Source organism: Macrococcoides caseolyticum, from assembly GCF_002902665.1.
GTDB classification, from domain to species: Bacteria; Bacillota; Bacilli; order Staphylococcales; family Staphylococcaceae; genus Macrococcoides; species Macrococcoides caseolyticum.
The window spans coordinates 17,303-41,551 of the sequence record NZ_PPRM01000030.1 but is presented as its reverse complement, the minus strand read 5'-3'; the positions used below and the strand labels follow the sequence as shown (position 1 = coordinate 41,551).

The 24,249-nt window shown below is 36.1% G+C and carries 25 protein-coding genes and 1 pseudogene; 7 read left to right on the top strand and 19 right to left on the bottom strand.

The window, feature by feature from the left end; genetic code table 11:
* Nucleotides 1–224 precede the first annotated feature (224 nt).
* The gene (locus CD152_RS05845) at nt 225–482 is read left to right on the top strand and encodes a GlsB/YeaQ/YmgE family stress response membrane protein (RefSeq protein WP_086038214.1); all 258 of its coding nucleotides are present in this window, start codon (nt 225–227) and stop codon (nt 480–482) included.
* 43 nt (nt 483–525) lie between these two features.
* Here CD152_RS05845 and CD152_RS05840 read toward each other — a convergent pair whose 3' ends face one another.
* Together CD152_RS05840 and CD152_RS05835 are read right to left on the bottom strand one after the other, a co-directional pair.
* Nucleotides 526–1,251 carry a YwiC-like family protein gene (locus CD152_RS05840; protein WP_086038212.1) on the bottom strand — a complete coding sequence of 242 codons (726 nt, stop codon included), beginning with the start codon at nt 1,249–1,251 and terminating at the stop codon, nt 526–528.
* A 129-nt stretch (nt 1,252–1,380) separates the two neighbouring features.
* Nucleotides 1,381–2,217: an aldo/keto reductase gene (locus CD152_RS05835; RefSeq protein WP_086038211.1), complete on the bottom strand. Its 837-nt coding sequence runs from the start codon at nt 2,215–2,217 to the stop codon at nt 1,381–1,383.
* 123 nt (nt 2,218–2,340) lie between these two features.
* Here CD152_RS05835 and CD152_RS05830 point away from each other — a divergent pair, with 123 nt between their 5' ends.
* The gene (locus tag CD152_RS05830; RefSeq protein ID WP_086038209.1) at nt 2,341–3,126 is read left to right on the top strand and encodes a TIGR00266 family protein; all 786 of its coding nucleotides are present in this window, start codon (nt 2,341–2,343) and stop codon (nt 3,124–3,126) included.
* Between the two features lie 66 nt (nt 3,127–3,192).
* On the opposite strand, the gene CD152_RS05825 is transcribed toward CD152_RS05830, so the two are convergent.
* From CD152_RS05825 to CD152_RS05790, 8 genes are all read right to left on the bottom strand, one after another.
* Nucleotides 3,193–3,903 (bottom strand): pseudouridine synthase, encoded by a 711-nt coding sequence (locus tag CD152_RS05825; RefSeq protein WP_086038207.1) that lies wholly within the window; start codon nt 3,901–3,903, stop codon nt 3,193–3,195.
* A 56-nt stretch (nt 3,904–3,959) separates the two neighbouring features.
* The gene (locus CD152_RS05820; RefSeq protein ID WP_086038206.1) at nt 3,960–4,259 is read right to left on the bottom strand and encodes a DUF3817 domain-containing protein; all 300 of its coding nucleotides are present in this window, start codon (nt 4,257–4,259) and stop codon (nt 3,960–3,962) included.
* Between the two features lies 1 nt (nt 4,260).
* On the bottom strand, nt 4,261–5,598 hold the full coding sequence (locus CD152_RS05815) for a hemolysin family protein (protein WP_086038204.1): 1,338 nt from the start codon (nt 5,596–5,598) through the stop codon (nt 4,261–4,263).
* Nucleotides 5,599–5,825: 227 nt separating this feature from the next.
* Entirely contained in the window at nt 5,826–6,608 is a 783-nt protein-coding gene (locus CD152_RS05810) for an alpha/beta fold hydrolase (RefSeq protein ID WP_012656363.1), read from the bottom strand.
* Between the two features lie 173 nt (nt 6,609–6,781).
* Nucleotides 6,782–8,671 carry a PTS fructose transporter subunit IIABC gene (locus CD152_RS05805; protein ID WP_086038202.1) on the bottom strand — a complete coding sequence of 630 codons (1,890 nt, stop codon included), beginning with the start codon at nt 8,669–8,671 and terminating at the stop codon, nt 6,782–6,784.
* Nucleotides 8,672–8,689: 18 nt separating this feature from the next.
* A complete protein-coding gene (gene pfkB / locus CD152_RS05800) occupies nt 8,690–9,601 on the bottom strand; it encodes a 1-phosphofructokinase (RefSeq protein WP_086038200.1) in 912 nt (303 codons plus the stop codon).
* Between the two features lie 10 nt (nt 9,602–9,611).
* The gene (locus CD152_RS05795) at nt 9,612–10,349 is read right to left on the bottom strand and encodes a DeoR/GlpR family DNA-binding transcription regulator (RefSeq protein ID WP_012656360.1); all 738 of its coding nucleotides are present in this window, start codon (nt 10,347–10,349) and stop codon (nt 9,612–9,614) included.
* Nucleotides 10,350–10,471: 122 nt separating this feature from the next.
* On the bottom strand, nt 10,472–11,383 hold the full coding sequence (locus CD152_RS05790) for a CobW family GTP-binding protein (protein ID WP_086038198.1): 912 nt from the start codon (nt 11,381–11,383) through the stop codon (nt 10,472–10,474).
* A 235-nt stretch (nt 11,384–11,618) separates the two neighbouring features.
* Here CD152_RS05790 and CD152_RS05785 point away from each other — a divergent pair.
* Nucleotides 11,619–11,928, top strand: a pseudogene (locus CD152_RS05785) (MarR family winged helix-turn-helix transcriptional regulator); the annotation flags it as partial.
* A 176-nt stretch (nt 11,929–12,104) separates the two neighbouring features.
* On the opposite strand, the gene CD152_RS05780 reads toward CD152_RS05785, so the two are convergent.
* The 3 genes from CD152_RS05780 to CD152_RS05770 all read right to left on the bottom strand — a co-directional run bounded on the left by CD152_RS05780 (nt 12,105) and on the right by CD152_RS05770 (nt 16,252).
* Complete coding sequence (locus CD152_RS05780) at nt 12,105–12,941, bottom strand: DegV family protein (RefSeq protein WP_157819664.1); 837 nt, start codon at nt 12,939–12,941, stop codon at nt 12,105–12,107.
* A gap of 115 nt (nt 12,942–13,056) precedes the next feature.
* A complete protein-coding gene (locus CD152_RS05775; RefSeq protein ID WP_086038193.1) occupies nt 13,057–14,673 on the bottom strand; it encodes an amino acid ABC transporter ATP-binding/permease protein in 1,617 nt (538 codons plus the stop codon).
* The gene (locus tag CD152_RS05770; protein WP_086038191.1) at nt 14,654–16,252 is read right to left on the bottom strand and encodes an ABC transporter transmembrane domain-containing protein; all 1,599 of its coding nucleotides are present in this window, start codon (nt 16,250–16,252) and stop codon (nt 14,654–14,656) included. Before CD152_RS05770 ends, CD152_RS05775 begins: the two co-directional genes overlap by 20 nt.
* Before the next feature lie 158 nt (nt 16,253–16,410).
* On the opposite strand from CD152_RS05770, the gene CD152_RS05765 reads away from it, so the two are divergent.
* The 4 genes from CD152_RS05765 to CD152_RS05750 all read left to right on the top strand — a co-directional run bounded on the left by CD152_RS05765 (nt 16,411) and on the right by CD152_RS05750 (nt 19,189).
* Nucleotides 16,411–17,256, top strand: a complete 846-nt coding sequence (locus CD152_RS05765; RefSeq protein WP_086038190.1) for an undecaprenyl-diphosphate phosphatase — start codon at nt 16,411–16,413, stop codon at nt 17,254–17,256.
* Between the two features lie 124 nt (nt 17,257–17,380).
* A complete protein-coding gene (locus tag CD152_RS05760) occupies nt 17,381–17,797 on the top strand; it encodes a MarR family winged helix-turn-helix transcriptional regulator (protein WP_086038188.1) in 417 nt (138 codons plus the stop codon).
* A gap of 128 nt (nt 17,798–17,925) precedes the next feature.
* Nucleotides 17,926–18,741 carry a hypothetical protein gene (locus CD152_RS05755; protein ID WP_086038186.1) on the top strand — a complete coding sequence of 272 codons (816 nt, stop codon included), beginning with the start codon at nt 17,926–17,928 and terminating at the stop codon, nt 18,739–18,741.
* Nucleotides 18,728–19,189, top strand: coding sequence for a YaiI/YqxD family protein (locus tag CD152_RS05750; protein WP_157820962.1), 462 nt, complete (start codon nt 18,728–18,730; stop codon nt 19,187–19,189). The genes CD152_RS05755 and CD152_RS05750 overlap by 14 nt, the downstream gene beginning before the upstream one ends.
* Here CD152_RS05750 and CD152_RS05745 read toward each other — a convergent pair.
* From CD152_RS05745 to CD152_RS05720, 6 genes are all read right to left on the bottom strand, one after another.
* Nucleotides 19,186–19,662 (bottom strand): GNAT family N-acetyltransferase, encoded by a 477-nt coding sequence (locus tag CD152_RS05745; RefSeq protein WP_101140407.1) that lies wholly within the window; start codon nt 19,660–19,662, stop codon nt 19,186–19,188. The genes CD152_RS05750 and CD152_RS05745 overlap by 4 nt on opposite strands.
* Before the next feature lie 39 nt (nt 19,663–19,701).
* Nucleotides 19,702–20,178 (bottom strand): 2-thiouracil desulfurase family protein, encoded by a 477-nt coding sequence (locus CD152_RS05740; RefSeq protein WP_103214502.1) that lies wholly within the window; start codon nt 20,176–20,178, stop codon nt 19,702–19,704.
* The gene (locus CD152_RS05735; protein ID WP_103214501.1) at nt 20,162–20,689 is read right to left on the bottom strand and encodes a GNAT family N-acetyltransferase; all 528 of its coding nucleotides are present in this window, start codon (nt 20,687–20,689) and stop codon (nt 20,162–20,164) included. Before CD152_RS05735 ends, CD152_RS05740 begins: the two co-directional genes overlap by 17 nt.
* A 10-nt stretch (nt 20,690–20,699) precedes the next feature.
* Nucleotides 20,700–22,385: an immune inhibitor A domain-containing protein gene (locus CD152_RS05730; protein ID WP_101140410.1), complete on the bottom strand. Its 1,686-nt coding sequence runs from the start codon at nt 22,383–22,385 to the stop codon at nt 20,700–20,702.
* A gap of 14 nt (nt 22,386–22,399) precedes the next feature.
* Nucleotides 22,400–23,731: a DNA-binding protein gene (locus CD152_RS05725; RefSeq protein ID WP_103214500.1), complete on the bottom strand. Its 1,332-nt coding sequence runs from the start codon at nt 23,729–23,731 to the stop codon at nt 22,400–22,402.
* A 170-nt stretch (nt 23,732–23,901) separates the two neighbouring features.
* The gene (locus CD152_RS05720; RefSeq protein WP_101140412.1) at nt 23,902–24,198 is read right to left on the bottom strand and encodes a hypothetical protein; all 297 of its coding nucleotides are present in this window, start codon (nt 24,196–24,198) and stop codon (nt 23,902–23,904) included.
* Between the last annotated feature and the right edge of the window lie 51 nt (nt 24,199–24,249).

Sequence of the window (24,249 nt, the reverse complement as noted above, 5' to 3'; positions counted from 1 at the left end):
ATCTATATATTATCCCTACTATATTTTACATTATCTATTTAAAATCAAGCTCATTGTTTAAAAATCAATAAGCTTGATTTTAATATTCCTTAACTTTTTTATTATTTTTATATTCAGGTGTTTATTACGATTTTTATGGGGTATATACCTTACATAGGCAGAAAAGCTTATAAACGTTTTTATTATTATACGTTTAAATTGTTTTCTAATAGGAGGAAATTATTATGTTAGGATTTATTTTAATGCTAATTATGGGTGGTCTAATTGGTTGGATCGCTGGTATGATTATGGGCACTGATATTCCTGGTGGAAAAATTGGTAACATCATCGCTGGTCTTTTAGGTGCATCAGTCGGTGGTAAATTATTAGGTGCATGGGGTCCTGAAATCTGGGGCGTGTACATCTTACCAGCATTAGTAGGGACAATCCTATTAATCGCAATCGTATCAATTGTATTACAATTAATGCACAAACGTCGTTAATATACGGCAAACAGTAAGAGCAGCGAATTCGCTGCTCTTATTTTTATGTGATGATATTAAAAAATAAACCGATAAATATTATAATAAACACCGCATTCGCAATTTCTAGCACCCCTATTTTAATCGGTTTAAGCTGCTTTCCGTATAATATTACTGCACGAATCAAACTCGGTAAAAATGCGATGAGTAACAGTGGATGAATAAAGTAGCCTACGATAACAAGTAAAACATGGTATACCCATGACATATTACGATAATGGATATTCTTCTTCTCACGAATCATCGTCTTCACGTAGAATACTGTTCCAATGAAGTACGCTACACTTAATCCGAATACATAAATCATTGGCCATTCAAATTGATGAGATTGAATATAGTATGTCAGCACGCCTGCAATCGAGAAAATCATAACTGCTGAGAAATCATTAACAATATGGCGTTCGTTTCGTGCTTTTGCAAAGAAATAATTGATAATACCAAACGGTAGCATTGCTAAGAAAAACATCATAACTTTATATTCATAAATGATTATCGGTATATAACAAATTGCAGCGATGAATAAAAACAATAATGCGCACTTTAAATACCCAATTTGCTTCTTTCTCTGCTTCACATAAAACAGAAAATGATCTGCAAAGAAAAATGTCATAAACCATCCTGCAAAAAAGAGCAGCTGAAATATATTAAACTTTGTTGCAAACATTCCGAACAATACAGGCATAATAATCATTGCCCATGCGCCATGCTGGTTTGGTTTTTTAAATTTCATACGCTCACCTCAAACTTATTGTACAACAAACATACATTTAATATATATGTTAAAAAACATTAATTGTGACGAACTCATGAAAAAGAGATGGTGCCATTGAACATCACCATCTCATCGTTTATTCAATATTTACTTCATATCCCCAATTTTAATCTTATCCGGATCTTTAAATTGACGTTCATTTCTATTTAAATTATTAATTGCTTCTATATCTTGTTCCATTAACTCAAAATGACATACATCAATATTTTCTTTAATACGTTCTATGTTTGATGACTTAGGAATGACGATTCGTCCACTGTCGATATGCCATCTAATAATGACTTGTGCTACTGTTTTGTTATATTTTTCTGCGATGCGTTTCAATGTTCCATCTTCAAACAGTTCTCCACCACGCATTAACGGACTCCATGCAGTAACTGCAATGCCTTTATCTTTACAGTATTGCTGCAAATTGTCCTGATTAAAGATCGGATGATACTCGATTTGATTTACTGCAGGCACTACAGTTGTTTCCTGTAACAGCTTATCCAGATGATGTTCTTTAAAGTTAGCAACACCTAATGCTTTGATCTTACCTTCATGATACAGTTCTTCCATCGCTTTGTAACTTTCAACGAATAATCCGTCTTCCGGACATGGCCAGTGAATTAAATAAAGATCTACATAATCCATATCTAATTTCTGAAGTGAATCATTGAATGCTTTCTTCGTTGATTCATATCCCTGATGATCATTCCACAGTTTCGTCGTAATAAACAGTTCTTCTCGTGGTATATTGCTTTCTTTCAATGCTTTACCGAGCGAGGCTTCATTAAAATAGAAGTGCGCCGTATCGAACGCACGATATCCCGCATCTAGTGCGGCATTGACGACCTCTGACATTGTTTCATCCGAAATCTTGTAGACACCGAGTCCAATTTGCGGCATAGTTACACCATTGTTTAGCTGAATATGGTTCATCATTATCATCTCCTTTATTTAAATCATACACTAAACAAGCTTTCTTACAAAATGAATATCATTATATTTTTAGACGCTTCAAATATTTAGTATAATAATGATAATCTTAATAAATGGAGGAAAATAATGAACAATCACGAAATAGACTACAAAATTTATGGCGATGATATGCAATATGTTGAAATTGAGCTTGATCCGAATGAAACAGTAATATCTGAAGCAGGCAGTATGATGATGATCAACCCAAATATCCATATGGAAACAATCTTTGGTGATGGTTCAACAAGTGGTGGCAATGGCTTTATGGATAAATTATTCGCAGCAGGCCGTCGTACATTAACAGGTGAAAGTTTGTTTATGACAACATTTACAAACCGTGGAACGGGTAAAGACCATGTCTATTTCGCAGCACCATACCCTGGTAAAATTATTCCGATTGATTTATCTCAATTTGGGGGCGAATTTATTTGTCAGAAAGATGCGTTTCTAGCAGCTGCTAAAGGCGTACAAATTGGAATTGCACTTCAGAAACGTTTAGGCGTTGGCTTCTTCGGTGGAGAAGGATTTATCATGCAACGTCTATCGGGCGATGGTATGGCATTTATCCATGCAGGGGGTGCCATAATGAAACGTGATCTACAACCTGGAGAGACGTTACTTGTAGATACAGGCTGTTTAGTAGGTATGACAAAAGATGTAGCGTACGAAATCGAAACAGTATCGGGACTTAAAACAAAACTTTTTGGTGGAGAAGGTATATTTTTAGCACGATTACGTGGTCCAGGAACCGTTTATGTGCAATCACTACCATTCTCAAGATTCGCAAGCAGAATCTTTGCTGCAGCTCCTGTTACTGGTAAACAAAAAGGAGAAAGCGGTATCGGTGGACTATTTGATATGTTCAGTGATTAATGCATAAAAGCGCCAGAACGATATTTTCTTTATCGTTTTGACGCTTTTTTTCTGATTTACATAGGTTTAACGCTTTGGCACATACTTTAACATCGAAAACAGTTCATCCTTTTCAGCTTCAGTTAAATCTTTCCATTCCCCAAGTTTTAAGTCATCCACCAATATATTCATCACGCGAATGCGACGTAATTGCTTCACTTCATATCCTAATGCTTCTGTCATACGCCTGATTTGTCGATTCAATCCTTGTGTTAATATAATTTTGAATGTCTTTGTATTTAACTTCTCAACTTCTGCAGGTAATGTCACAGTATCCAATATTGCAACACCTTCAGACATCTGTTTCACAAAATCATCAGTTATCGGTTTATCAACAGTTACGATATATTCTTTTTCATGTCGGCCTTCCTTACGTAATATTTCGTTTACGATATCACCATCGTTCGTGAGTAGGATTAAGCCTTCTGAATCTTTATCTAATCTACCGATATGAAATATACGTTCACTATGCCCCACAAAATCAACGATATTCCCTTTAATATGGCGCTCAGTTGTCGATGTAATACCCCGAGGTTTATTCAGTTTAATATATACGTATCCTTTATCCGTGTTCAATGTCACAACTTTGTTATCGACTTCCACACTATCATCTTCTGTCACCTTACTGCCAAGTTCAGCTTTAACACCATTAATCTTTATGCGTCCTGCCTCGATCCACTTATCAGCTCCACGACGTGAGCAAATGCCCGCTTCTGATAAAAACTTATTAATTCTCATACAACCAGCAACCTTTCAAAGTAAAAGCGTCTGAGGCATTGCCTGCCTCACACGCTTCAATAATATTTTGAACGAATATAATAATGATCATATACAAATGTACCAAATGGTATAAATGCCACAATAAGACCGATGACCGACCACTTTAGGGGCCATTTCGTCTGAATCGTTATTAATATTAATGTAATTATATATACTGTGAATAAAAACCCATGAATTGAACCAATTATTGTTACAACTTCAGGCTTTCCAGCTAAATATTTAAGAGGCATTGCAATACCTAATAACAATAAGAGCGACCCCCCTTCTAGAAAACCAAAGAATCTAAACACGCTCTTCAAAGTACTACTTTCCATATTACGCTTCCTCTTCTTCGTCTGGATTATTTCTTGAAGCATTGAAGTCTTTATGTAATGCAACAGTGATAATCTGATGATTCTCAGATTCTAATACAACCCATTTGTCATACTTAGTATCAATGTAATCATCTTTCTCGATATCAGGGTTTTGCGCTTGAATCCAGCCCCCTATCGTATCGATATCGTCTGAATCTTCAAACTCTATACCAAACTTCTCAGTAATATCATCTAACAATACACGACCATTAATCTGGTATGTATTGTCTCCAGTCTTAATAATATCATTCACTTCATCTTCATCAAATTCGTCACGAATCTCTCCGACAATCTCTTCCAATATGTCTTCCATCGTAATAATCCCTGCTGTACCGCCATATTCATCAATAACAAGTGCCATATGCACACGTTCACGCTGCATCTTAATTAAAGCATCACTAATACGCGTCACTTCATGAATTAACGGGAGATCATGAATATGATCCTTAATACGTACAGGATTACCTGAAGCATATTTCGTTAAAAATTCTTTCACATTAATAAATCCAATGATATGGTCTTTGTCACCATCTTCAGTAATTGGATAACGTGTAAACTGATGTTCATTAATCACTTCCAACAACTCATCAATATTGAATGGTTGTGTTAATGTTACCATCTGCGTTCTCGGTACCATAATATCCTTTGCTAATCGCTCGTCAAAACTGAAGATGTTCTGCATATACGCAAGCTCTGTATGGTTGATTTCACCACCTTGATAACTCTGTGTCATAATAATCTTCAGCTCTTCTTCACTCATCGCCTGTTCATGATCTGCAGGCTGGACACCAAAGATACGTAAGATTAAACGGGCCGTACCGTTCATAGCAAAGATCAATGGTTTCATAATAATGCCAAAGAAATAAAGGGGTCTAGCAAATGCTAAAGTCATCCTCTCGGCATACTGGATAGCTAGAGACTTCGGTGCAAGTTCTCCGATAACTACGTGAATAAATGTCACGATAAAGAAACTCAAGAATATCGTTATCGGCTTACTTAAATCAGTTGGGATATGGAATAAATGTAAAACAGGGTGAATTAATGCTTCGAATGTTGATTCACCAATCCAACCAAGCCCTAAAGCTGTTACTGTAATACCAAGCTGACATGCTGATAAATAATAATCTAGATGATGCACCATATGTTGTACAATCTTTGCAGCAGAATTACCTTCTGATACAAGCTGATCAATTCTTGAAGTTCTTACCTTAACTAAACTAAATTCTGATCCTACGAATAATGCAGTGAGTGCGATTAATAATGCAAATAATAATAAATTTGATATGGTCTGTATGTCCAATTAATTCCCTAATACTAGGGATTCACCTCCGGAATATATTTGGTGACTACGCAAGTCACATTTGATTTTTGTTACAATTATTTCTTGATTTAAATTTGCTTTTATACAATTTATGACCTTCCCAACAGTAGTCACCTCCTCGGTAGATTACTCAATATTTTATCACAAATTTGTGTACATTAATATTACAGTGTATTTAAATACACTGTAATATCTAAATTAGAGCTTTAAGCATTAGCGGAATGGACATTAATAAATGTTTTACTCAAATCATTAAAACGTTCTGGCTGATCTATATTACATACATGTCCAGAATCTTTAATCACTTCCAGGCTAAAGTTTCCATTTTCTTTTACTACTTTTTCCACGGGCGGGATAAACAAATAATCCTCTTCTCCCATAATAAACAATGTTGGTATAGTCTTCGTTGCGACTTGTAGATGACTGAGATAAGGATTGATCAGTTTCGTCAAACTAAACCATTTCACAAATTGCTTCTGACTCATCTTCTTTGCTTCGTTTATGAAGGCGAGACGTGATTCTTCATGAGCCTTCTTCGGCATAATAATCCATGCAAACAGTTTATATAGCAACATAAACGGAATAAAATTCTTTGTTAGGCGCCCAATCATCAGCAAGAATTTCGTACGAATATCAAGTGATATAATCGCACCTCCTAGAACAAGTGATATTACTCGTTCAGGATATTTATTCGCCACTGTTTGAGAAACAATTGTCCCCAAGCTCATTCCGATAATATGTGTCTTTTGAATCCCAAGTTCATCCAGTACTTCGACAACTTCTGAGGCCAGTGTTTTAAATGAGTCTTCTTTCTTCCAGATTACTTCGGACGAACGCCCATGTCCGCGAAGATCTACGAGTAATATGTTAAAATCTTTTCTAAAGTATCGTATCTGTTTAAACCAAATCGTCGAGCTTCCCCCTGCACCATGAATAAATGTAATCCAAGGTGCATCTTTATCTTTTATATATGTTTTATAATATAGCATCCATATCATCCGTTCTTTTCATTCACAATTAATAAGTAATGATATTATACCCTATTTATTATATATTACGCAGTAAATAATGAGAAAAGATTTATAATATGTCAATCTATTGAAAATATTTCAAAAAACCCTGCCGTACTTTTATTTTAGTACGGCAGGGTTTAATTTATACTTTATTTCACTTCTAGTTCTTCTGGACGTTTCTTAATTAAACCGTAAATGACTGCTGATACGACAACACCGATGAGTAATGCAAGTAAGAACATCGGCCAGTGCGCTTTATCAAGTCCAATTACGAATATACCACCATGCGGTGCTGGAACACGACATCCGAATGCCATTGCAAGTGCTCCGGCAGTTGCACTTCCTGCAATCATTGATGGAATGACACGTAATGGATCTGCTGCTGCAAATGGAATTGCACCTTCAGTAATGAATGATGCTCCCATTACGATATTTGAAACAATTGAGCCACGTTGTGTCTTTGTATATTTTTTCTTAAATAAAATCATTGATAGCGCTATTGCTAATGGTGGAACCATTCCACCTATCATCGCAGCAGTAATCGGTGCGTAGTTCCCCGCTTCAATTGCTGCAAATCCGAATGCGTATGATGCCTTATTAAATGGCCCACCCATATCAATGGCCATCATACCACCTAACACTAAACCAAGTAATACAATATTCGTTCCATCCATACTATTTAAAGTATCTGCCATTAATTTATTTAACCAGCTCGCTGGTGGGTTGATAATGTAGTACATAATTAATCCTGTGCTTGTTACACCAAGTAATGGATATAATAGCGTCGGTTTTAATCCATCTAATGCTTGTGGCATGCCACTTAACATCTTCTTAATTGCTTCTACTAAATAACCTGCTAAGAATCCGGCAATCAATCCACCAAGGAAGCCTGAACCGCCCATAACAGCTAACATACCTCCAACCATACCTGGTGCCAATCCAGGACGATCTGCAATACTCATTGCGATGAAACCTGCTAATATCGGAACCATTAAGGCGAATGCAGACTTATTCCCAATCGCCCATAACGCTTCTGCAAACGGATGATAATCTGATTTCGTCGGATCGAACGATGTAATGCCAAACATAAATGCAATAGCCATTAATATCCCACCTGCAACAACGAAAGGTAGCATATTAGATACACCGCTCATCAAGTGTTTATAAAATCCTTTACGCTCTCCACTGGAATTCGTAGCACCTTTATCATCCTTTGCTACATATGCTGGTCTCGTTGTATCTAAAGCCATATTAATCAACTCTTCAGGACGTTTAATGCCATCTGCTACTGGTACTGTCACAACATTCTTACCATGGAAACGATTAGTTTCAACATTCACGTCTGCTGCAACGATAATACCTTTTGCTTTTTTAATTTCTTCCTCTGTTAATCTGTTTTTAATGCCTCCTGAACCATTTGTCTCAACTTTAATCGGCACACCCATCTTAACAGCTTGATTCTTTAATGCATCTGCTGCCATATACGTATGTGCGATTCCTGTAGGACATGCAGTAACGGCTAACACGAGGTTATCATCATCCTCATCTCCAGTAGGTGCCAATACGACTTCTTCATCTTTTTCAATTTCATCATGCAAGTTAATTGTTTCGATAACTTCTTCTTTAGTCTTAGCATGTAGTAATTCAGTTCTAACATCTTCATTCATTAATATACCTGATAACTTCGCTAAAGCCTCCAGATGTGTCTGTGCACCTCCTGCAGGTGCTGCAATCATAAAGAATAAGCGCGCTGGTTGCCCATCAAGTGAATCGTAATCGATGCCATCTACCGCTTTACCAAATGCTATAGCTGGTTTCTTAACCGCGTCATTTTTCGCGTGGGGAATTGCAATCCCTTCACCAACACCTGTAGTACTCTGTGCTTCACGTGCGTGTATTGCTTCTTTAAATGATGCTTTGTCTGATAATATACCAGCAGCTGATAATGTATCGACTAACTCATCGATCACACCGTCTTTCGTTGTCGCTTGTAAATCCATTGCCATCGTATCAAATGTAAGCAAATCAGTGATCCTCATTATTTTCCCTCCTATTTATTAAAGCTCTTCAATTTGTATTTGGTTTATTATCTCTTGAATTTCTTCATTTGTTGCTAAGTCTTCTGTAAATGCTGTCGCTGTACCACAAGCAATCGCTTGTCTAAACGCGGATGTTAATGATAAGCCATTCGTTAATCCGGCAACCATTCCTGCTACTGTTGAATCTCCTGAGCCGACAGTATTTACAACTTGTCCTTTCGGTACCATTGCCTTCAAGCATTGTTCTTCAGTAACTAACATCGCACCGTCTCCACCCATAGAAACAAATACCATCTGAGCACCTTTATCCAATAATCGCTTCGCTGCTTCATAAATTGCGTCATCTGTTGTCAACGTTGTATTAAACATCTCTTCTAATTCCACAATATTCGGCTTAATAAACAACGGGTTATAAGGTAATACAGAGTTTAGTAAGTCTTTTTCTGCATCAACTACAAATTTAATCTGTCGTTCATGGCAAAGCTCTGCAATCTGTGCATAAATATCAGATGGCATCGAAGATGGAATACTACCTGCAATTACAACAGTATCTTCAGATGTTAACCCTTTAAGTTTGTTCATCAGCTGCTGAATATTCTCTTCATTAATATCTGGACCTGGTGCGTTGATTTCTGTTTCGTTCATCCCTTTTAATTTCACATTGATACGCGTATCACTTTCTACTTCCACACAATCCACTTGGATATTACTCGCCTGTAATTTGTCTTTGATAAATTGCCCAGGAAATCCACCTAGAAAGCCTAGAACAGTAGATTCTGTGTTCAATGATTTAAGTACCCTTGAAACATTGATTCCCTTACCACCTGCAAACTTATACGTCGTCTGTGCGCGATTCAATGCTCCAGTTTCAAATCCATCCGTAAACATCACATAATCGATAGATGGATTTAATGTTATTGTATAAATCATAAACTGCCTCCTATATTAAATATTTACTATATCGATGCTGAAGGTTATTCTCACGATTCGTAATCAGCATCGTTCTACCTTCTTGCATGTCTAATACTTTCGCAAATGTCACTTCATCAAACTTGCTGTCATCAACTAAAAAGTAGACTTGTTCAGCTTTTTCAATTGCCTTTCGCTTTACATAGGCTTCTTCGATATCCGGAGTTGTGATGCCTTGTGTTAGATGTACGCCGTTTGCACCCATGAATGCTTTATCAAAGCGAAACTGCTTCAAATTTTCTATTGCCTGTACACCAATGCTTGCATGTGTATCCGATTTGATATAACCACCAATCATATAGACTTCATAGCCCTTTTCAACAAGCGGGGGTACATGTGTCAAACCATTCGTTACAATGGTGATATGCGCTTGATCCAAATAAGGAATCATCATTAATGTGCTACTCCCTGCATCCAGATAGATACAGTCATTATTCCTCACTTGTGCCGCAGCTACCTTGGCGATTTCTTCTTTTTCCTTCGTTTTTTTCGTAGACTTCACAGAGAGTGCGATATCTCTATGTTTTTCGGTCACCTTTTTCGCGCCCCCATGAATGCGAATCAACTGACCTTCATCTTCTAATGTAGAAAGATCTCTTCTTATTGTAGACTCACTGCAATGCGTCTCATCGATAAGCATTTGAAGCGTAATAATTTCATGTATTTCTAAAAGCCTTAATATTGTATTATGTCTTTCAATTGTTAGCATAGGAGACCTCCTTTGTGAACACTTTCATAATATGATTGTTTGCATTCAATGTCAACCAAATTCATTCATTTACAATCAAAAAAAGAGAAAAAATAAGAAATGTGATAAAACCTTCACATTTCTTAACTAAATTGCAGCTGATCCAATTGATCCATAATTTTATGCTTATCTAATCCTTCACCAATAACCACCAGTTTAAGCGGTAAATTCATTAGTTCTTCTTCATACTGAGGAATACCATAGGCGTACTGAAACAATACGGTCTGTTCTTTATTCTCTCTGAACTTAATAAATCCTTTCACCCTTAAAACACTATCGGGTAACTGTGTTAACCATTTTACGAACGCACGTGAATCAATCGGTCCATTAAACGTATACACAACAGACGATATCCCATGATGCATATGTATATCACCGTGCTGCTCGTTTCCTTTTTGCTCTAAAAGGTTGAATTCAATCTCACTGTAGGACGTTTCTATCATTTGTGCTCGCGCATTGATCTGCATCAAATGGTGCGATAGTTCTATGCGCTCAGCGTTCTCTATTGTATCTATCTTATTTACAATCACAATATCTGCATATTTTACCTGTTCTTCCATCAGTCTTCTCGTAGATTCAGTATATTTGAATCGTCCGAGAAAACGCTTAGCATCTACTATCGTAGTGATATTATAAACATCGGCGATAGGTGTCAGCACTGGATCTGTACAAGCATCATAAATTTCTACAGGATGTGCTACACCAGTTGCCTCGATAATGACATAGTCCGGATGATGTCGATGATAGAGATCACTGATTTGCACTGCTACATCCTGTTTTAAATCGCAGCAGATACAGCCATTCAATAATTCATTATACGGCGTTTCTTCTCCGATGATTTTAGAGTCAACATTAAAACCACCAAGTTCGTTCATTAATATTGCGATATTGGAATTGTTCTTTTCTTTATTATGTTTTAATATATTGAGTAATAAAGTTGTCTTACCACTCCCTAGAAATCCACTAAGAATAATAATCTTCATCTTCTGAGACATAAATTTAACCTTCCTTTTTAGATCATTGTATATATTTTTCCATTAAACAGTAAACGTCAGTAAGACTTAACGATACCCGTACCTAAAGATTGGAAATAGCATTGAATATCGTTCTTTTTAGTATTAAATTACAAAAGAATGCGTTAGGTGATTCATTTATTATAGAGTATACTAAATATAGAGATATGCAAAAAGCAAACGCATTTATTTTTGCATATAAAGTAGGAGGAAAGAAATGTCAGAACACTTTAGATTAGATGAGCAGCTGTGCTTCAGTTTATATAATGCACAACGCCAAGTAAATAGATATTATTCAAATAAGATTTTCAAGAAATATAATATCACTTATCCCCAGTATCTTGTACTCTCAATTTTATGGGATGAGTCTCCAGTAAATGTTAAGAAGCTCGTTACCGAATTGTCATTAGATACCGGGACAATTTCACCACTCCTAAAACGTATGGAAGCTAACAACTTAATTGTTCGTAGACGTTCAGAACTAGACCAAAGAGAAGTATTTATCTCTTTAACAGATAAAAGTACTGCAATGAAGGATGATTTATATCAAGTGACTGAAATCATCCATGAAGTCTCTCAATTTACGGAGGAAGAGAGAAGATGCTATAGTACACTCTTGAACAAACTTATCAATAATCTGTCGAACGATTAATCTATCGTTTGAACATAGATAAAGAGGATTGGTTACACCAATCCTCTTTATCTATGCATTAATCCAGCCTATCCCTACGGTACCATAACCTAGATGAACTCCGGCAACTGGGACAAGTATTTCGTCGGTTATATGAATGTCTGGGTAATTTTCTTTTAACCATTCAATATAAATATCTGCTTCGTTTCTATCGCCCGCGTAAACGACACATATTTCTTTTGGCTGTGCAGTTCTAAGTCTATCCTCAACACACCTTTTCATTGCCTCTATGACTTTCTTCTTAGTTCTTACTTTTTCTACGGGATATATTTTCCCTTCTTCAAACTGAAGAATCAGCTGAATATTTAATAATCCTGCCATAAAGCTCTGAGTCTTAGAAACACGCCCACTTTTTTTCATCTGACTTAAATTTTTTGGTTGCAGGAATAGCACTGTATCTTCTGTATAAGCCTTTAACTTTTCAACGACTTCATTAAAGGAATACCCATCCTCAAGTAAAGCCATACCCTTATCAATCATAGCCTTCATCGGATAACTACCAATCCTGGAATCAATTACAGCGCTTATTAAAGAAGCATCCTGACTGGCTCTCAATGAATTCTGGTATGAACCTGTAAGCTCACTTGAAGGATGAATCGCAATTACATGCGTATAACCAAGCTTTTCAATTTGTTCATAAATTTCATGCAATGCCTGAAAATTAGGCTGCGTCGTTTTCGCGCCATCTCCATATTGTTGCAGTAGACGATAGAATTCCTCCACTGATAGTTCTTCTTGATCCTGGTAATGCTTATCATTTAATATCACACCCATCGGTACGACAAATAGATCTTCATGAGCACCAATCTTACATCCTGATGCAGTATCTGTAATCCATGCGACTTTCAATAGTTTATCCTCCTGATTATTGTTTATTATTATTTTATCACAATATTTGATATAAATAATAATTTATTATTTATATCATCAAGAGAATCGATTTTTAATTATATTTATATAACAATTACCCCTCTGAAAGCGCATTAAATAATGTTGATTTATTTTTGTACAATTGTTGAAAACTTCCTCTTTCTACAATCTTACCTGCGTCCATGACTAAAATTTCATCCATTGAATCCAATAATTCAGTATCATGACTTATGAGTATCAGTGTAATTTTATTTCTTTTTAAATAAGACATCATAATTTCAATGTTTTCGTTATCTACGCCATTAAAAGGTTCATCCATTAACCATAGCGCTTTATTTCTTAATATCATTCTTATGAAATGCAGCCTTTTCTTTTCTCCTCCAGATAGATTACTTCCGAAAGCTTCTACAGTACTTTGAGCTTTGAAGGGCAGATTAAAATGCAGAAGTAGTCTTTCTAATTCGTTATCTGCGACAGATACAAACATATTTTCAGAGATTGTCCCTTCAATAAAATGGTTATCCTGTGTCGCGATATTCCACATCGACAACATATCTACAGGTAATTGTAAGGAATCACCATTCAACATATAATTTCCTTCTATCTGATTTAAACCCAGTATCGTATGCACTAAAGTCGTTTTCCCAGAACCGCTACGTCCAGCAATCCCTATCTTCTGACCCTTCGTCACCTTAAGGTTGATTGTATCTAGAATCATATTTTTTTTCTTAACAGATACATCGCACAATTCTAACGATTCAAACGGGAGGTTAATTTTTTTTACATCATTATATGTGAGTTCAGAAATCTCTTTTTCCGCACGATCAGATTCCGCTTTATGGTAGGGATAATGCACCATTGGTATGCTCATTTCAAATAAAGTAATGGTGACCATCACAAGACTCAGGTACATCATCACATTTAACGAAGGATCGATAAGCATGATAGCAATCGTTAAAAAGATTGCTGTCATTGATATCGCATTCAACAGAAAATCATACAGCGTAATGACTTTATTTTCTCTCGCTATACTTGCTTCCATATGATCTTGCAGTTTATTTAACTGCTGCTCAAAGCGATGATCTTCATCAAAGATTTGAATTGTCTCACGATGCAGCTGATAATCCATGAGCTTATTTTCATATTTTTCAGTGGATTCATATTTATTATGAACAACAACTTCCAGCTGTCTCGCAAATATATTAGGAAGTACGATAATCATTATCAGCATGGCGATTCCAATCACAATTACTGCATACAAACTATACTGAATATATACAAGTATTACTGTTAATGTTGTCAAGATTGCGATAATCGGCGGATAAATCACTCTCAACAATTTATTCTGAAGTTTTTCAATATTATTGACAGTACGGTTCAGCACATCAGACAATTTGTAATCTGATTGTATATGCTCAAAATTTTCAAGTAGTATACCTACTGTCCTAACCCTGATATTTTTAAGCATCTCAAACGTTGCTTCGTGAGAGATAAGACGCTCAAAATATTTACATATTGCGCGTACGACACCGAACAATTTAATTGTGGCGACAAGTACAATCAAAGTATATAACGGCACATCCAATACGCTCTTGGATAACATGAGACCACTTAAACTAAACATTCCGATTGATGTAAGTGCTCCTAATAAACCGATAATAATCGATAAGATAATCGATTTATTGACCCACTCATTCATCCATCTCATCATTATTCAACCTCATTTCTTCATTCGAAACACGTTTAACATGACCATTCTTGATATATAACAGCTGCTTACTTTGCTTCACGGTTGCTTCATGATGGGCAATCATCATGACATAACTATACGATTTTAATTCTTCAACTGCTGAAAGTATAATATCTCGACTTTCTTTATCCAGCATCGCCGTTGGTTCGTCAAGAATAATCAGTTTTTTTGGATACAAAAATACACGCATTAATGACAGTCTTCTCATTTCCCCTCCAGAAAGCTGCTCACCCTCCGGTCCAATTATTGTGTCATAACCATCAGACATCGTTATAAATCGCTCATGAAGCCTAAATTTCTTCGCTAGTGCCACGACTTGTTCAAAGTCATAATCATTGAACATTGTAATATTATTGATCACACTATCAGAAAGAATTGCATCAAACTGTGATAAATAGACGACTTCGTTCTGTAACTTGTTACTTAACGACATCTGTCCTTCAAAAGGAACCCTATTACATAGTAATTTCGCGAATGTTGATTTACCAGAGCCACTTGCACCAGCAATTGTATAATGATCAAGTGGTAGATTAAGTTCTGGAATATCAAGAGAAAACTCACTATTATCATAATACGTCCTAACGTCTGTAAAACGAATAATGTCTTCTGTGATATATTCCACTTGCGACACGGGCTCTGTCATTTGCTCACTCAATATTTCTCCATAACCCGCTGCTGTTTTGCCTGTATGAAATGCTAGACCAAGATCCTTTAGCGCATTATAAAATTCTGGCGCCAGCATCAGCACTACGACTGATGTATAAAAACTTACACTATGAAAGACAAGTAAAGACAGTCCGATTTCTAAAGCAATGATACCAATTGATAGCATAGAGATAAATTCCAGCATCAAGGTAGAAAGAAATGCTGTCTTCAATATTTTCATGGTATGTTCTTTGTAACGTTCAGAATATTGTGCTGTTTGTTTCAGCGCTTTTTCTTCATAGTCAAATGCTTTAATCGTCATTATGCCTTTCATAACATTTAGAAAGTAGTTTGAGAATCTATTGAGACTAAGCATTTGACGTGTCGCTTCTTTTTCAGTATTGATACCGATAATAATATAGAAGATAGGAATAAAAGGCGCTGTAATTAACATAATAAGTGCAGTCTGATAATGAAAGAAACATAAAAATATCAGGATCGAACAAGGAATAAACGTAGAACGATACACTTGTGGCAAATAGTCACTAAAGAATGGATGAACCCCCTCTATACCCTGCTGTATATTATTCATAACAGTGCCTGCATCATCCTTCTTCTTGCTTAAAAACGCTCTAAGTTCATGTTTCACTTTAATACTGAGCGCGTTACCCGTTACCTTTAGGGCCATCTGTACGCTGCTTCTCGAGATTAAAATGACAAAAATCGTAAACAGAACAAAAGTAAAATCTATCTTATGATGATAAAGTACAGCATCAACAACCTTACCGATTTGTACACTTTGCAATACAATAATAATACTCAATAATATACTTAATACAAAAAATATAAAGTGTGTCCATCTATAGTTAAAAGATAATTTTGTTAAAAATTTCACATTATCACTCCTATAAAGAATTATAACGACATTTATTATAAATACAAACTTTTTCGCTTATATCATATAGAAATGAAAAGTGTGGAAAAGTGTCGTTTATGCTATAATCTTTTAAGTGTTCATGGAAATATTAATAATGACTAAAAGGTGGTTAAGACATGACTTTTTTTGAGCTTGTTAAAGCATTAATACTAGGGATTGTAGAAGGACTTACAGAATTCGCGCCGGTTTCCTCAACAGGACATCAAATCTTAGTTGATGATATGTGGTTACAGACGAAGTACGTACTTAATAGCCAGGAATCGGCCAATACATTTAAAATCGTGATTCAGCTCGGCTCCATATTTGCTGCTGCCTGGATATTCAGACATCGATTTCTGGAAGTGCTGCATATAGAAAAAACTAAGACTGATGGGCCACGTCTTAATTTACTTCATATATTTATCGGATTGATACCTGCAGGAATTATGGGACTATTGTTCGATGACTTTATCGACAAACATCTCTTCAGTGTTCCTACGGTGCTTATCGGACTTGCTTTAGGGGCGCTATTGATGATTGCAGCAGACCTATTCAATAAGAAGGTAACACATACAACGACTGTAGATGAAATGACATATAAGCAGGCACTCATAATCGGGGTTGCACAATGTCTTGCATTATGGCCAGGTTTCTCAAGAAGCGGATCGACGATCTCAGCAGGTGTACTGCTTAAGATGAATCATAAAGCTGCAAGTGATTTTACATTTATCATGGCAGTTCCTATCATGTTTGCAGCAAGTGCTAAAAGTTTAGCGAGCAATATACAATATATCCATAGCGATCAGATTTTATTTTATATTGTTGGTTTTATCGCTGCATTTATTTTCGGAGTATTATCTATTCGTCTATTCCTGAGTTTAATCAATCGTGTAAAACTCATGCCATTTGCAATATACCGTCTCATTCTTGTCGCTGTTATTGCAGTACTTTATTTTGGATTCGGTATCGGCAAGGGAATCTAAACAGCAGTATTCACTGCTGTTTTTTTCATTGTTTATTTCCTTTCATCTTTATGAAATTTACTATCATTCTCTTACAATTGATGTTATAGTTTAGTCAAAAAGTTGAATAGAAGGAGTCAATATTATGAATAAAGACACTCTGGACTATCAACTATATCTTGTCCAAAGAGAAATCATCAAGAAATACAATAGAGAATTTCTTAAACCCTATTCTTTAAGTTATCAACATTACCTCGTATTAATGGTTCTAGATGAACATCACGCACTCCCAGTATTACAGCTCGGAGAAAAGTTAGCATTTCAATCTGGTACAATTACGCCAATCATTAAAAAGATGGAAGCGAATGGTCTTGTTGAGAGAATAAGAATGTCTTCGGATGAACGTGTAGTTGAAGTAACATTAACAGAAAAGGCTAAGGAGCTAATTGAACCTCTTAAAGCAACCCCTATGAATATGTATATGACCAGCAATCTATCAGCTGAAGAATATCAATTACTTATGAAACTTTCAAATAAACTTTCAAACAATATGACTTATTAATCCAATCAAATAGAGCATCTTAAAGCATTAACAGGAGAGTGGGCATTAATTGCCCACTCTCTTGTTAATTTTATTAATTATAGGGTATCTATATTATAATACTATTAACTACATAAAGGAGTTTGCATATGAATAAAAACAAAGTTAAAACAGCAGTAAACGTTGCTGCAGTCATTCTTGTCCCTCTGATCAATGAACGTCATAAACTAAAAGATCAGAAAGAAGTTCAACAACTGACAGGTTTATCGGTTAAAGCTTATGACGTTACAAAGGATAAAACCGTAACAGCCGCCAAAAAAGCAAAGGGCGTTTCAAGCACTATTAAAAGAGGTGTTGTAAAGACATCTTCATTTATTGCAGACAAATATAAAGATGAGAGAAAAGCCTTACATTACAAAAAAAAGATGAAACCATTTGTACAACAAGCAAAAGAAGAAAAGAAACAGAAGATAGCTGAGCAGGACCAGATTAATACATTAGATCAAACATTGTCACAGTCTATTGAATCAAGAAGACGTGATGAAGAAAAGCACGAGAAAGCACGAGAAAAACGATTAATCAAAGCAATGAAACATGCAGAAAAAGGAAAATTCAGTGGAACACAGACGGTAACTTCTAAGCAAGATAAGAAAGTTAAGAAAGAAATCAATCAATTAGATAAGAAGCTCAACAAATCAATTGAAGAAAGACATAAAGCTGAGTTACAGTTAAAAGAAGAAAACGAAAAACGTAGAATTAAAGTGTTAAAGAAATACAAAAACTATAAAGTGAAAGCACCAAAGCAAAATCGTTCTCTATTTGGTTTCAAGAAACATGAATTAACAGATTCACATAAACCGAATAATTATCAGAATGCACAAATCCATAACGATGAAGATTTTAGTAATGCACAGCTTTTTGAACAACATAGAAAACAGATGGCCGAAAAAATTGGCAGACGTTAACTATAAAATCATCATCGATGCTGACAGCTCTCCTGTGATTGATGAAACAGTACATATTGCTTTACGACATCACATTGAAGTGATTCTCGTAAAGGATTATGCACATCATTCATCAAAAATATATGGTCCAGATGTCAGGTCGATATATGTCGATACTTCCAGCGATAGTGCGGACTACAAAATATTATCTCTTGTCGATAAAGGTGACATCGTCATAACTGGTGATTATGGATTAGCAAGTATTGTCATCAATAAAGCGCTTGTCATGCATCATACTGGATTTATATATACCCAGTCCAACCTTGATGCTTTGCTGATCACACGATATATCAACCATGAATCCAGAAAGATGAACAAGCGAATAAAAGGTCCTGCTAAATTTACTACTTCTGACAGAACGAAATTCAAAACAACGCTTGAACAAATAATAACGTCCCCGAATTATTAATCAGGGACGTTATTTATTATCTTTTTTAATACTTTAAGACGGCTAAGTCCTTGGCGCACCATCATCTTCTGATCGATGAAGCCGCATTTGATAAAAGCGTAGTATGCATCATTCTTTACATTAACCATTAAATAAATCGCCCACACATCTGCATAGTTCGATTTAATATAAGTCTCTATCAAAGGCAGGACTTCCTTTAGAATACCACTGCCCTGATATTTATAATCTATCGATAACCCACGCAGGTAAATTGCTGTACTAGGGGCATCTATCTTATTTAGAATATCACCTCTATCCAGAGCAAAGACACCGATGACATCATTATCCTTCTTAATAATAAAAGCAGCATAATCTGCTCTTTGAACGGATAATATGTAACGTGGATGTCCTGAGAAGAACATCTGTTTTGCTGGCAGCATGTATTGTTCTAAAGATATCGATGCACTATCCTTCACTTGTTCAATCGTTATCATTCGTTTCACCCCATTCAATAATACATATCATAACATATTCTACTCGAAGAAAGATGTATCATCTAGATGATTAACAAATTCAACTTCACTTATGACATAAATACCATGTCTTCGTAGTAAAGCAGCTGTTACACCGTCCCCACTTTTCAGCTTTCCGTTAAATGAACCATCGTAGATTTGATCGCTACCACAACTTGGACTGTCTGCTTTTAATATAGCAGTAGATACATTGTAATCTATACAATACTGTAATGTCTGCTTGGCCCCTGCAATAAATTCAGCAGTGACATCAGTCCCATGAATCGTTATCACACGCGCCTTTCCATCCAGACAATCATCGCCATCTCCCCCTACAATTTCAGCAGGTGCACGGGGAACAGTCAATCCACCCAGCATTTCCGGACAAGCATGTATCGCCTCTTTCATATCTATTAATCTAGCAATAATTTCATTTGTTTTACTCCGGCCATCATAGCGCACTGGATGTCCTACAAGACAACTACTGATTAACATCATTCACTACACTCCTGTATAATATTTGTTCATCTGGATAGTGCGGATGAACAAATGCTGTAACATCCTTCATTCCTAACTTCTTCATTACATTGATACTCTTTATATTATTTACAGATGTATACGCATATAAATCTTCTATCTTTAGCATACGCATGTAATCTATCAGACCTTGTGCACCTTCTGTCGCATATCCATTACCAGTGAACTGCGGTAATATCCTCCAGCCAATTTCATAAAATGGACTATGTGGGATTGAAGCGTCATATTCAGCAAACAGCGTCCCAATAAAACCGATAAATGTGCCATCTTTTAAAGTCACTGCAAACAAACCATGTTTGTCACGCTCTATTTCTTTGTACATGATATCAAAGATACGCTCACTTCTTTCCTTACTCAATATATCCGGGAAGTATCTTCTCACTTCAAAATTCCGGTTCAGTTCGATATAATGCGCAAGATCTGCGTTATGCCAATTTCTAAAAATGAGACGTTCCGTTTCAAAGTATATCATCGATTACCCCTTATTTATATATACTGATCTTTCCGACAGTACCTTCTTTATTTTGGTCTTCAACTTTAATTTTAATACCAAGTTGAGGTAATACACGGCTACTATCTGGGGCCTGCATATTTAACATCGCTTTTTTCGAGTAATTCCTGTCATCAAAAAGTGGTACAGGTGCTGTAGATTTCTTCTTGAAGAAATAGTTTTTATTCGAATTGTATTGCCCAAACGACCTTGTATTGAATGGCGCATCAAAAATTTGTATATCTGTCATCGGCATATATCCACCAGCAGTACGGATATTTCCAGGACTCGCATCGACTACGCCAATCAAACTTTCACCAAAATGTTTAGATAAATTACTATTATCTTTATAATATTCATTCACATACCACACAAGCATCCCTTTACCATATTTATTTATGCCAAAAGAATCTTTAATCCTCGATAAACCGATATCTAAACCTGTATGATTCCTCCACTCAATTAAATAATAGCGCTTATAGGTTTTTAGCTTACCCTTTACCTTCTTTTGCAGCGGAGGCAAATTTACTTTAATGACGTTATTGTTCTGTCCTTTATAAGCAGATTGATCCAGCAAATAATACTTTTTCTTCGAACTAATCTGCTTATAATCTACTTCATTGATACGAATCCAGTTACCACCGTAGATTCTCTGAATAAGCATCTTAGCATAAGGGCTCATACTGACAGGATTCAATCCAGGAATCTTTCCAGCATCTTTGCCATAGCTCATAAGCGACCAGTAACGAACGGGTTCACCTGCATGACTCACCGAGCTACTTGCTGTGTCATATTCATCAGGTAGACCAAGCATATGTCCGAACTCATGTGCTACTGTTCCTACTGTACTGTCTTCAGATATCATGCCATATTCTGCAATTGCTAGTCGTTTCTTTAAAAACTTTGAAGTCTTGCTATAGGTTCCAGGAATCGTTGACGGCTTATTATCTTTAGTGAATGGCACTTCGGAGACATGTTCCCAGATCGTATTCTGCCCAAATTTTCCACCGCCTTCGCTTTCACCAACACCACTATATACAACGACAAACTTATCGATAATACCATCGGGTTCGTTTACTTTTTTATCTTTATCAAGATCATAATAATCAAATCTGTCATAGCGTTTCATATCAATCCTTTTATCTTTAGCAACTTTTTCTGCTGCTTCCATAACCAGCTCAGAAGCCCGCGCATCATTGTTAGCGCCGTAATATTGAATCGGATGTTTCGCACGATACCATCCTGCTACTTGTCCTGTTAATGACAGACTACCACTTGATGCACTATTATAATAGGATTTAAGTGATTGATATTTGTATCCTCCTGGACCTGTGACATTCTTACCGAAGAACAGATCATTATAGTATTTCCTATCATATGATTTTATATAATTTTCGGTATCCTTCTGCGTAAGCTTTCCATGCGGTGCATTACTAAAATCCATCAATACAACCAGTACATTTTCATTAATGACCGGTCCGTTATAAGGTTTGGATTTAAAAGGTGGTATTGCTTTCGTCTGAACTGTCTTCTTCTGGGTAATTATCGGTTTTGTCTTTACTTTTTCAGCGTTCTGCAACTGTACATTATTATTTGGCTGTTTCTCAGTTGCCTGAACATTACAAGTAAATGTTAATGAACATATTCCAATACTCACAATCAACTTTATAAGCTTCACTGTCCGACCTCTTTTCAGCTATTTATGTCTATACGCTTACTATCAATCATTTGTCCTTTCACATACACTCTAATCGTAACTGAATGTGATGCTTCTCTTGCAATCTTACCATTAAAATAGCAATGAAAGCGATTTTCTTTTGCGCTCATATTATATGTAGCAGATTTCCCTGGAGGACGACCATTAAATAATCCTACCTGTCTTCCATCACTATCTATGAGTTCGATTGCAACATCTTCCATCTGCTTTTGACTATATATATCGATCTTGATATACTCTCCTGGATAAATGGATGACGGAGCCTGTATTTCAAGCGGCTCAGATTTCTTTGTAACGGACTTATTCTCTACTCGTTTATTTGAATCTGCACCAAAACTTCCCTGTTCAAAAGTAGTAGGGTCATACCACTTGTAACCATGGCCTGGTTGTCCCCAAGGTTCTTGTTTTGGTTCCTTAGATTGCTGTGGAACTTCCATTCTTAATAGAGGTGTCTTCTGATCTGGCGCCACTTTACCTTCTAATGTGGTATAAGCTTCAGGTTTCATCATCCAGGTAACCAAGTTTTTGAGCAGTACTTTATGACTTGCTTCTTCAATACCATCGTACGTCCTCTTTGTATTACCGTTATCTTCACGGACATATTTTGGTGTTTCATCTTCTACTATCGAAGAATCACCGATAAAGACAGCCTTTCCTTTTTTATACTTACTGATTGCTACGAAGGCACCTTCATCTTTACCCCCTTTTGTGTATATCCCTCGGTCAACCGCATGTGGCCATCGATCATTTTGTGATAGTTTGCCTGGGTAGATAATTCCTTTCGCTATTTTAGGGTTCGTAATTGCTATTGTGCTGCCTGCGTGCATGTTGATACTTTTCACATTATCGAGAAGCCCGAAAGCATCATATGCTGAATTTACATCAATCCTGACATTATTGAGAGCATTATATCTAAAACGTACGCCAAATGTATCTGAAAGAAAATCTGAACTCTTCACATTCTGCATACGCTCTGATTGCTTTTCATCGTGTGATAATCCTTTTGTAATATCATCAAATGCGCCCCTTCGATATCCATTGAATATTTCCGAAGAATCAAAACGATTTAAGTTTCGATCAGCATTATAATGGTCAGCAATCATCATAATACTCCCACCTTCACCGACGTAACGTTGAATGGCCTTCTGCTCTTCAACTTTAAAGGGAATATTAGGTTCAGGTATAATCACTGCTTTGTACTGCTTTAATTTTTCGTATGTTAATGTCGTGTCATAATCAGTGCTCACTGTTTTATAATCCATATCACGAATTACATCATTGAAACTAGAGAAAGCACCGTCAATCACCCAATCTGCTTCACCTGCAGTCTATCCATGTGCAGCATCAAATAGGACATCAGCTTGTCCATCATAAAACTGTGCCGGCTGCGTGCATCCTGTGAGAAACAATATGGATAAAAGTATCAACTTCTTCATAACCTTCTCCTTTATAAAAAGCCTTAACAGATGCTAAGGCTTTATGATCTCGTTTTATATGATATTAATCTAATCTTTACTTTATCATTCTTAAGATGCTGTCTGCCGTCCTTTGGGGTTGTAACAGTGACATCAACTTCATCGTCAGACTCGTTAAACTGATAGTTGATTATATACGTTTCAAAATCCTGCTCAAAGTTTGGTTTTTGTGCAACAACACGTTCAATATTTCCAAAAGTATCAAGTGCTGTATAGCCTGTAATATGCTCTAATTCACTTGCAATTTCAACCAATGTCATCGTTTCGCCTTCCATTAATACGAACTTTTCTTCATGCATGATATCACCTCTACTATATTTGGTTTATTATTCCCTTAATTATAAAAGAAA

Coding starts and splice junctions, on each gene's coding strand:
- CD152_RS05845 (WP_086038214.1), top strand. CDS start 225: ATGTTAGGATTTATTTTAATGCTAATTATGGGTGGTCTAATTGGTTGG.
- CD152_RS05840 (WP_086038212.1), bottom strand. CDS start 1,251: ATGAAATTTAAAAAACCAAACCAGCATGGCGCATGGGCAATGATTATT.
- CD152_RS05835 (WP_086038211.1), bottom strand. CDS start 2,217: ATGATGAACCATATTCAGCTAAACAATGGTGTAACTATGCCGCAAATT.
- CD152_RS05830 (WP_086038209.1), top strand. CDS start 2,341: ATGAACAATCACGAAATAGACTACAAAATTTATGGCGATGATATGCAA.
- CD152_RS05825 (WP_086038207.1), bottom strand. CDS start 3,903: ATGAGAATTAATAAGTTTTTATCAGAAGCGGGCATTTGCTCACGTCGT.
- CD152_RS05820 (WP_086038206.1), bottom strand. CDS start 4,259: ATGGAAAGTAGTACTTTGAAGAGCGTGTTTAGATTCTTTGGTTTTCTA.
- CD152_RS05810 (WP_012656363.1), bottom strand. CDS start 6,608: ATGCTATATTATAAAACATATATAAAAGATAAAGATGCACCTTGGATT.
- CD152_RS05805 (WP_086038202.1), bottom strand. CDS start 8,671: ATGAGGATCACTGATTTGCTTACATTTGATACGATGGCAATGGATTTA.
- pfkB (WP_086038200.1), bottom strand. CDS start 9,601: ATGATTTATACAATAACATTAAATCCATCTATCGATTATGTGATGTTT.
- CD152_RS05795 (WP_012656360.1), bottom strand. CDS start 10,349: ATGCTAACAATTGAAAGACATAATACAATATTAAGGCTTTTAGAAATA.
- CD152_RS05790 (WP_086038198.1), bottom strand. CDS start 11,383: ATGTCTCAGAAGATGAAGATTATTATTCTTAGTGGATTTCTAGGGAGT.
- CD152_RS05775 (WP_086038193.1), bottom strand. CDS start 14,673: ATGATGAGATGGATGAATGAGTGGGTCAATAAATCGATTATCTTATCG.
- CD152_RS05765 (WP_086038190.1), top strand. CDS start 16,411: ATGACTTTTTTTGAGCTTGTTAAAGCATTAATACTAGGGATTGTAGAA.
- CD152_RS05760 (WP_086038188.1), top strand. CDS start 17,381: ATGAATAAAGACACTCTGGACTATCAACTATATCTTGTCCAAAGAGAA.
- CD152_RS05755 (WP_086038186.1), top strand. CDS start 17,926: ATGAATAAAAACAAAGTTAAAACAGCAGTAAACGTTGCTGCAGTCATT.
- CD152_RS05745 (WP_101140407.1), bottom strand. CDS start 19,662: ATGATAACGATTGAACAAGTGAAGGATAGTGCATCGATATCTTTAGAA.
- CD152_RS05740 (WP_103214502.1), bottom strand. CDS start 20,178: ATGATGTTAATCAGTAGTTGTCTTGTAGGACATCCAGTGCGCTATGAT.
- CD152_RS05735 (WP_103214501.1), bottom strand. CDS start 20,689: ATGATATACTTTGAAACGGAACGTCTCATTTTTAGAAATTGGCATAAC.
- CD152_RS05720 (WP_101140412.1), bottom strand. CDS start 24,198: ATGCATGAAGAAAAGTTCGTATTAATGGAAGGCGAAACGATGACATTG.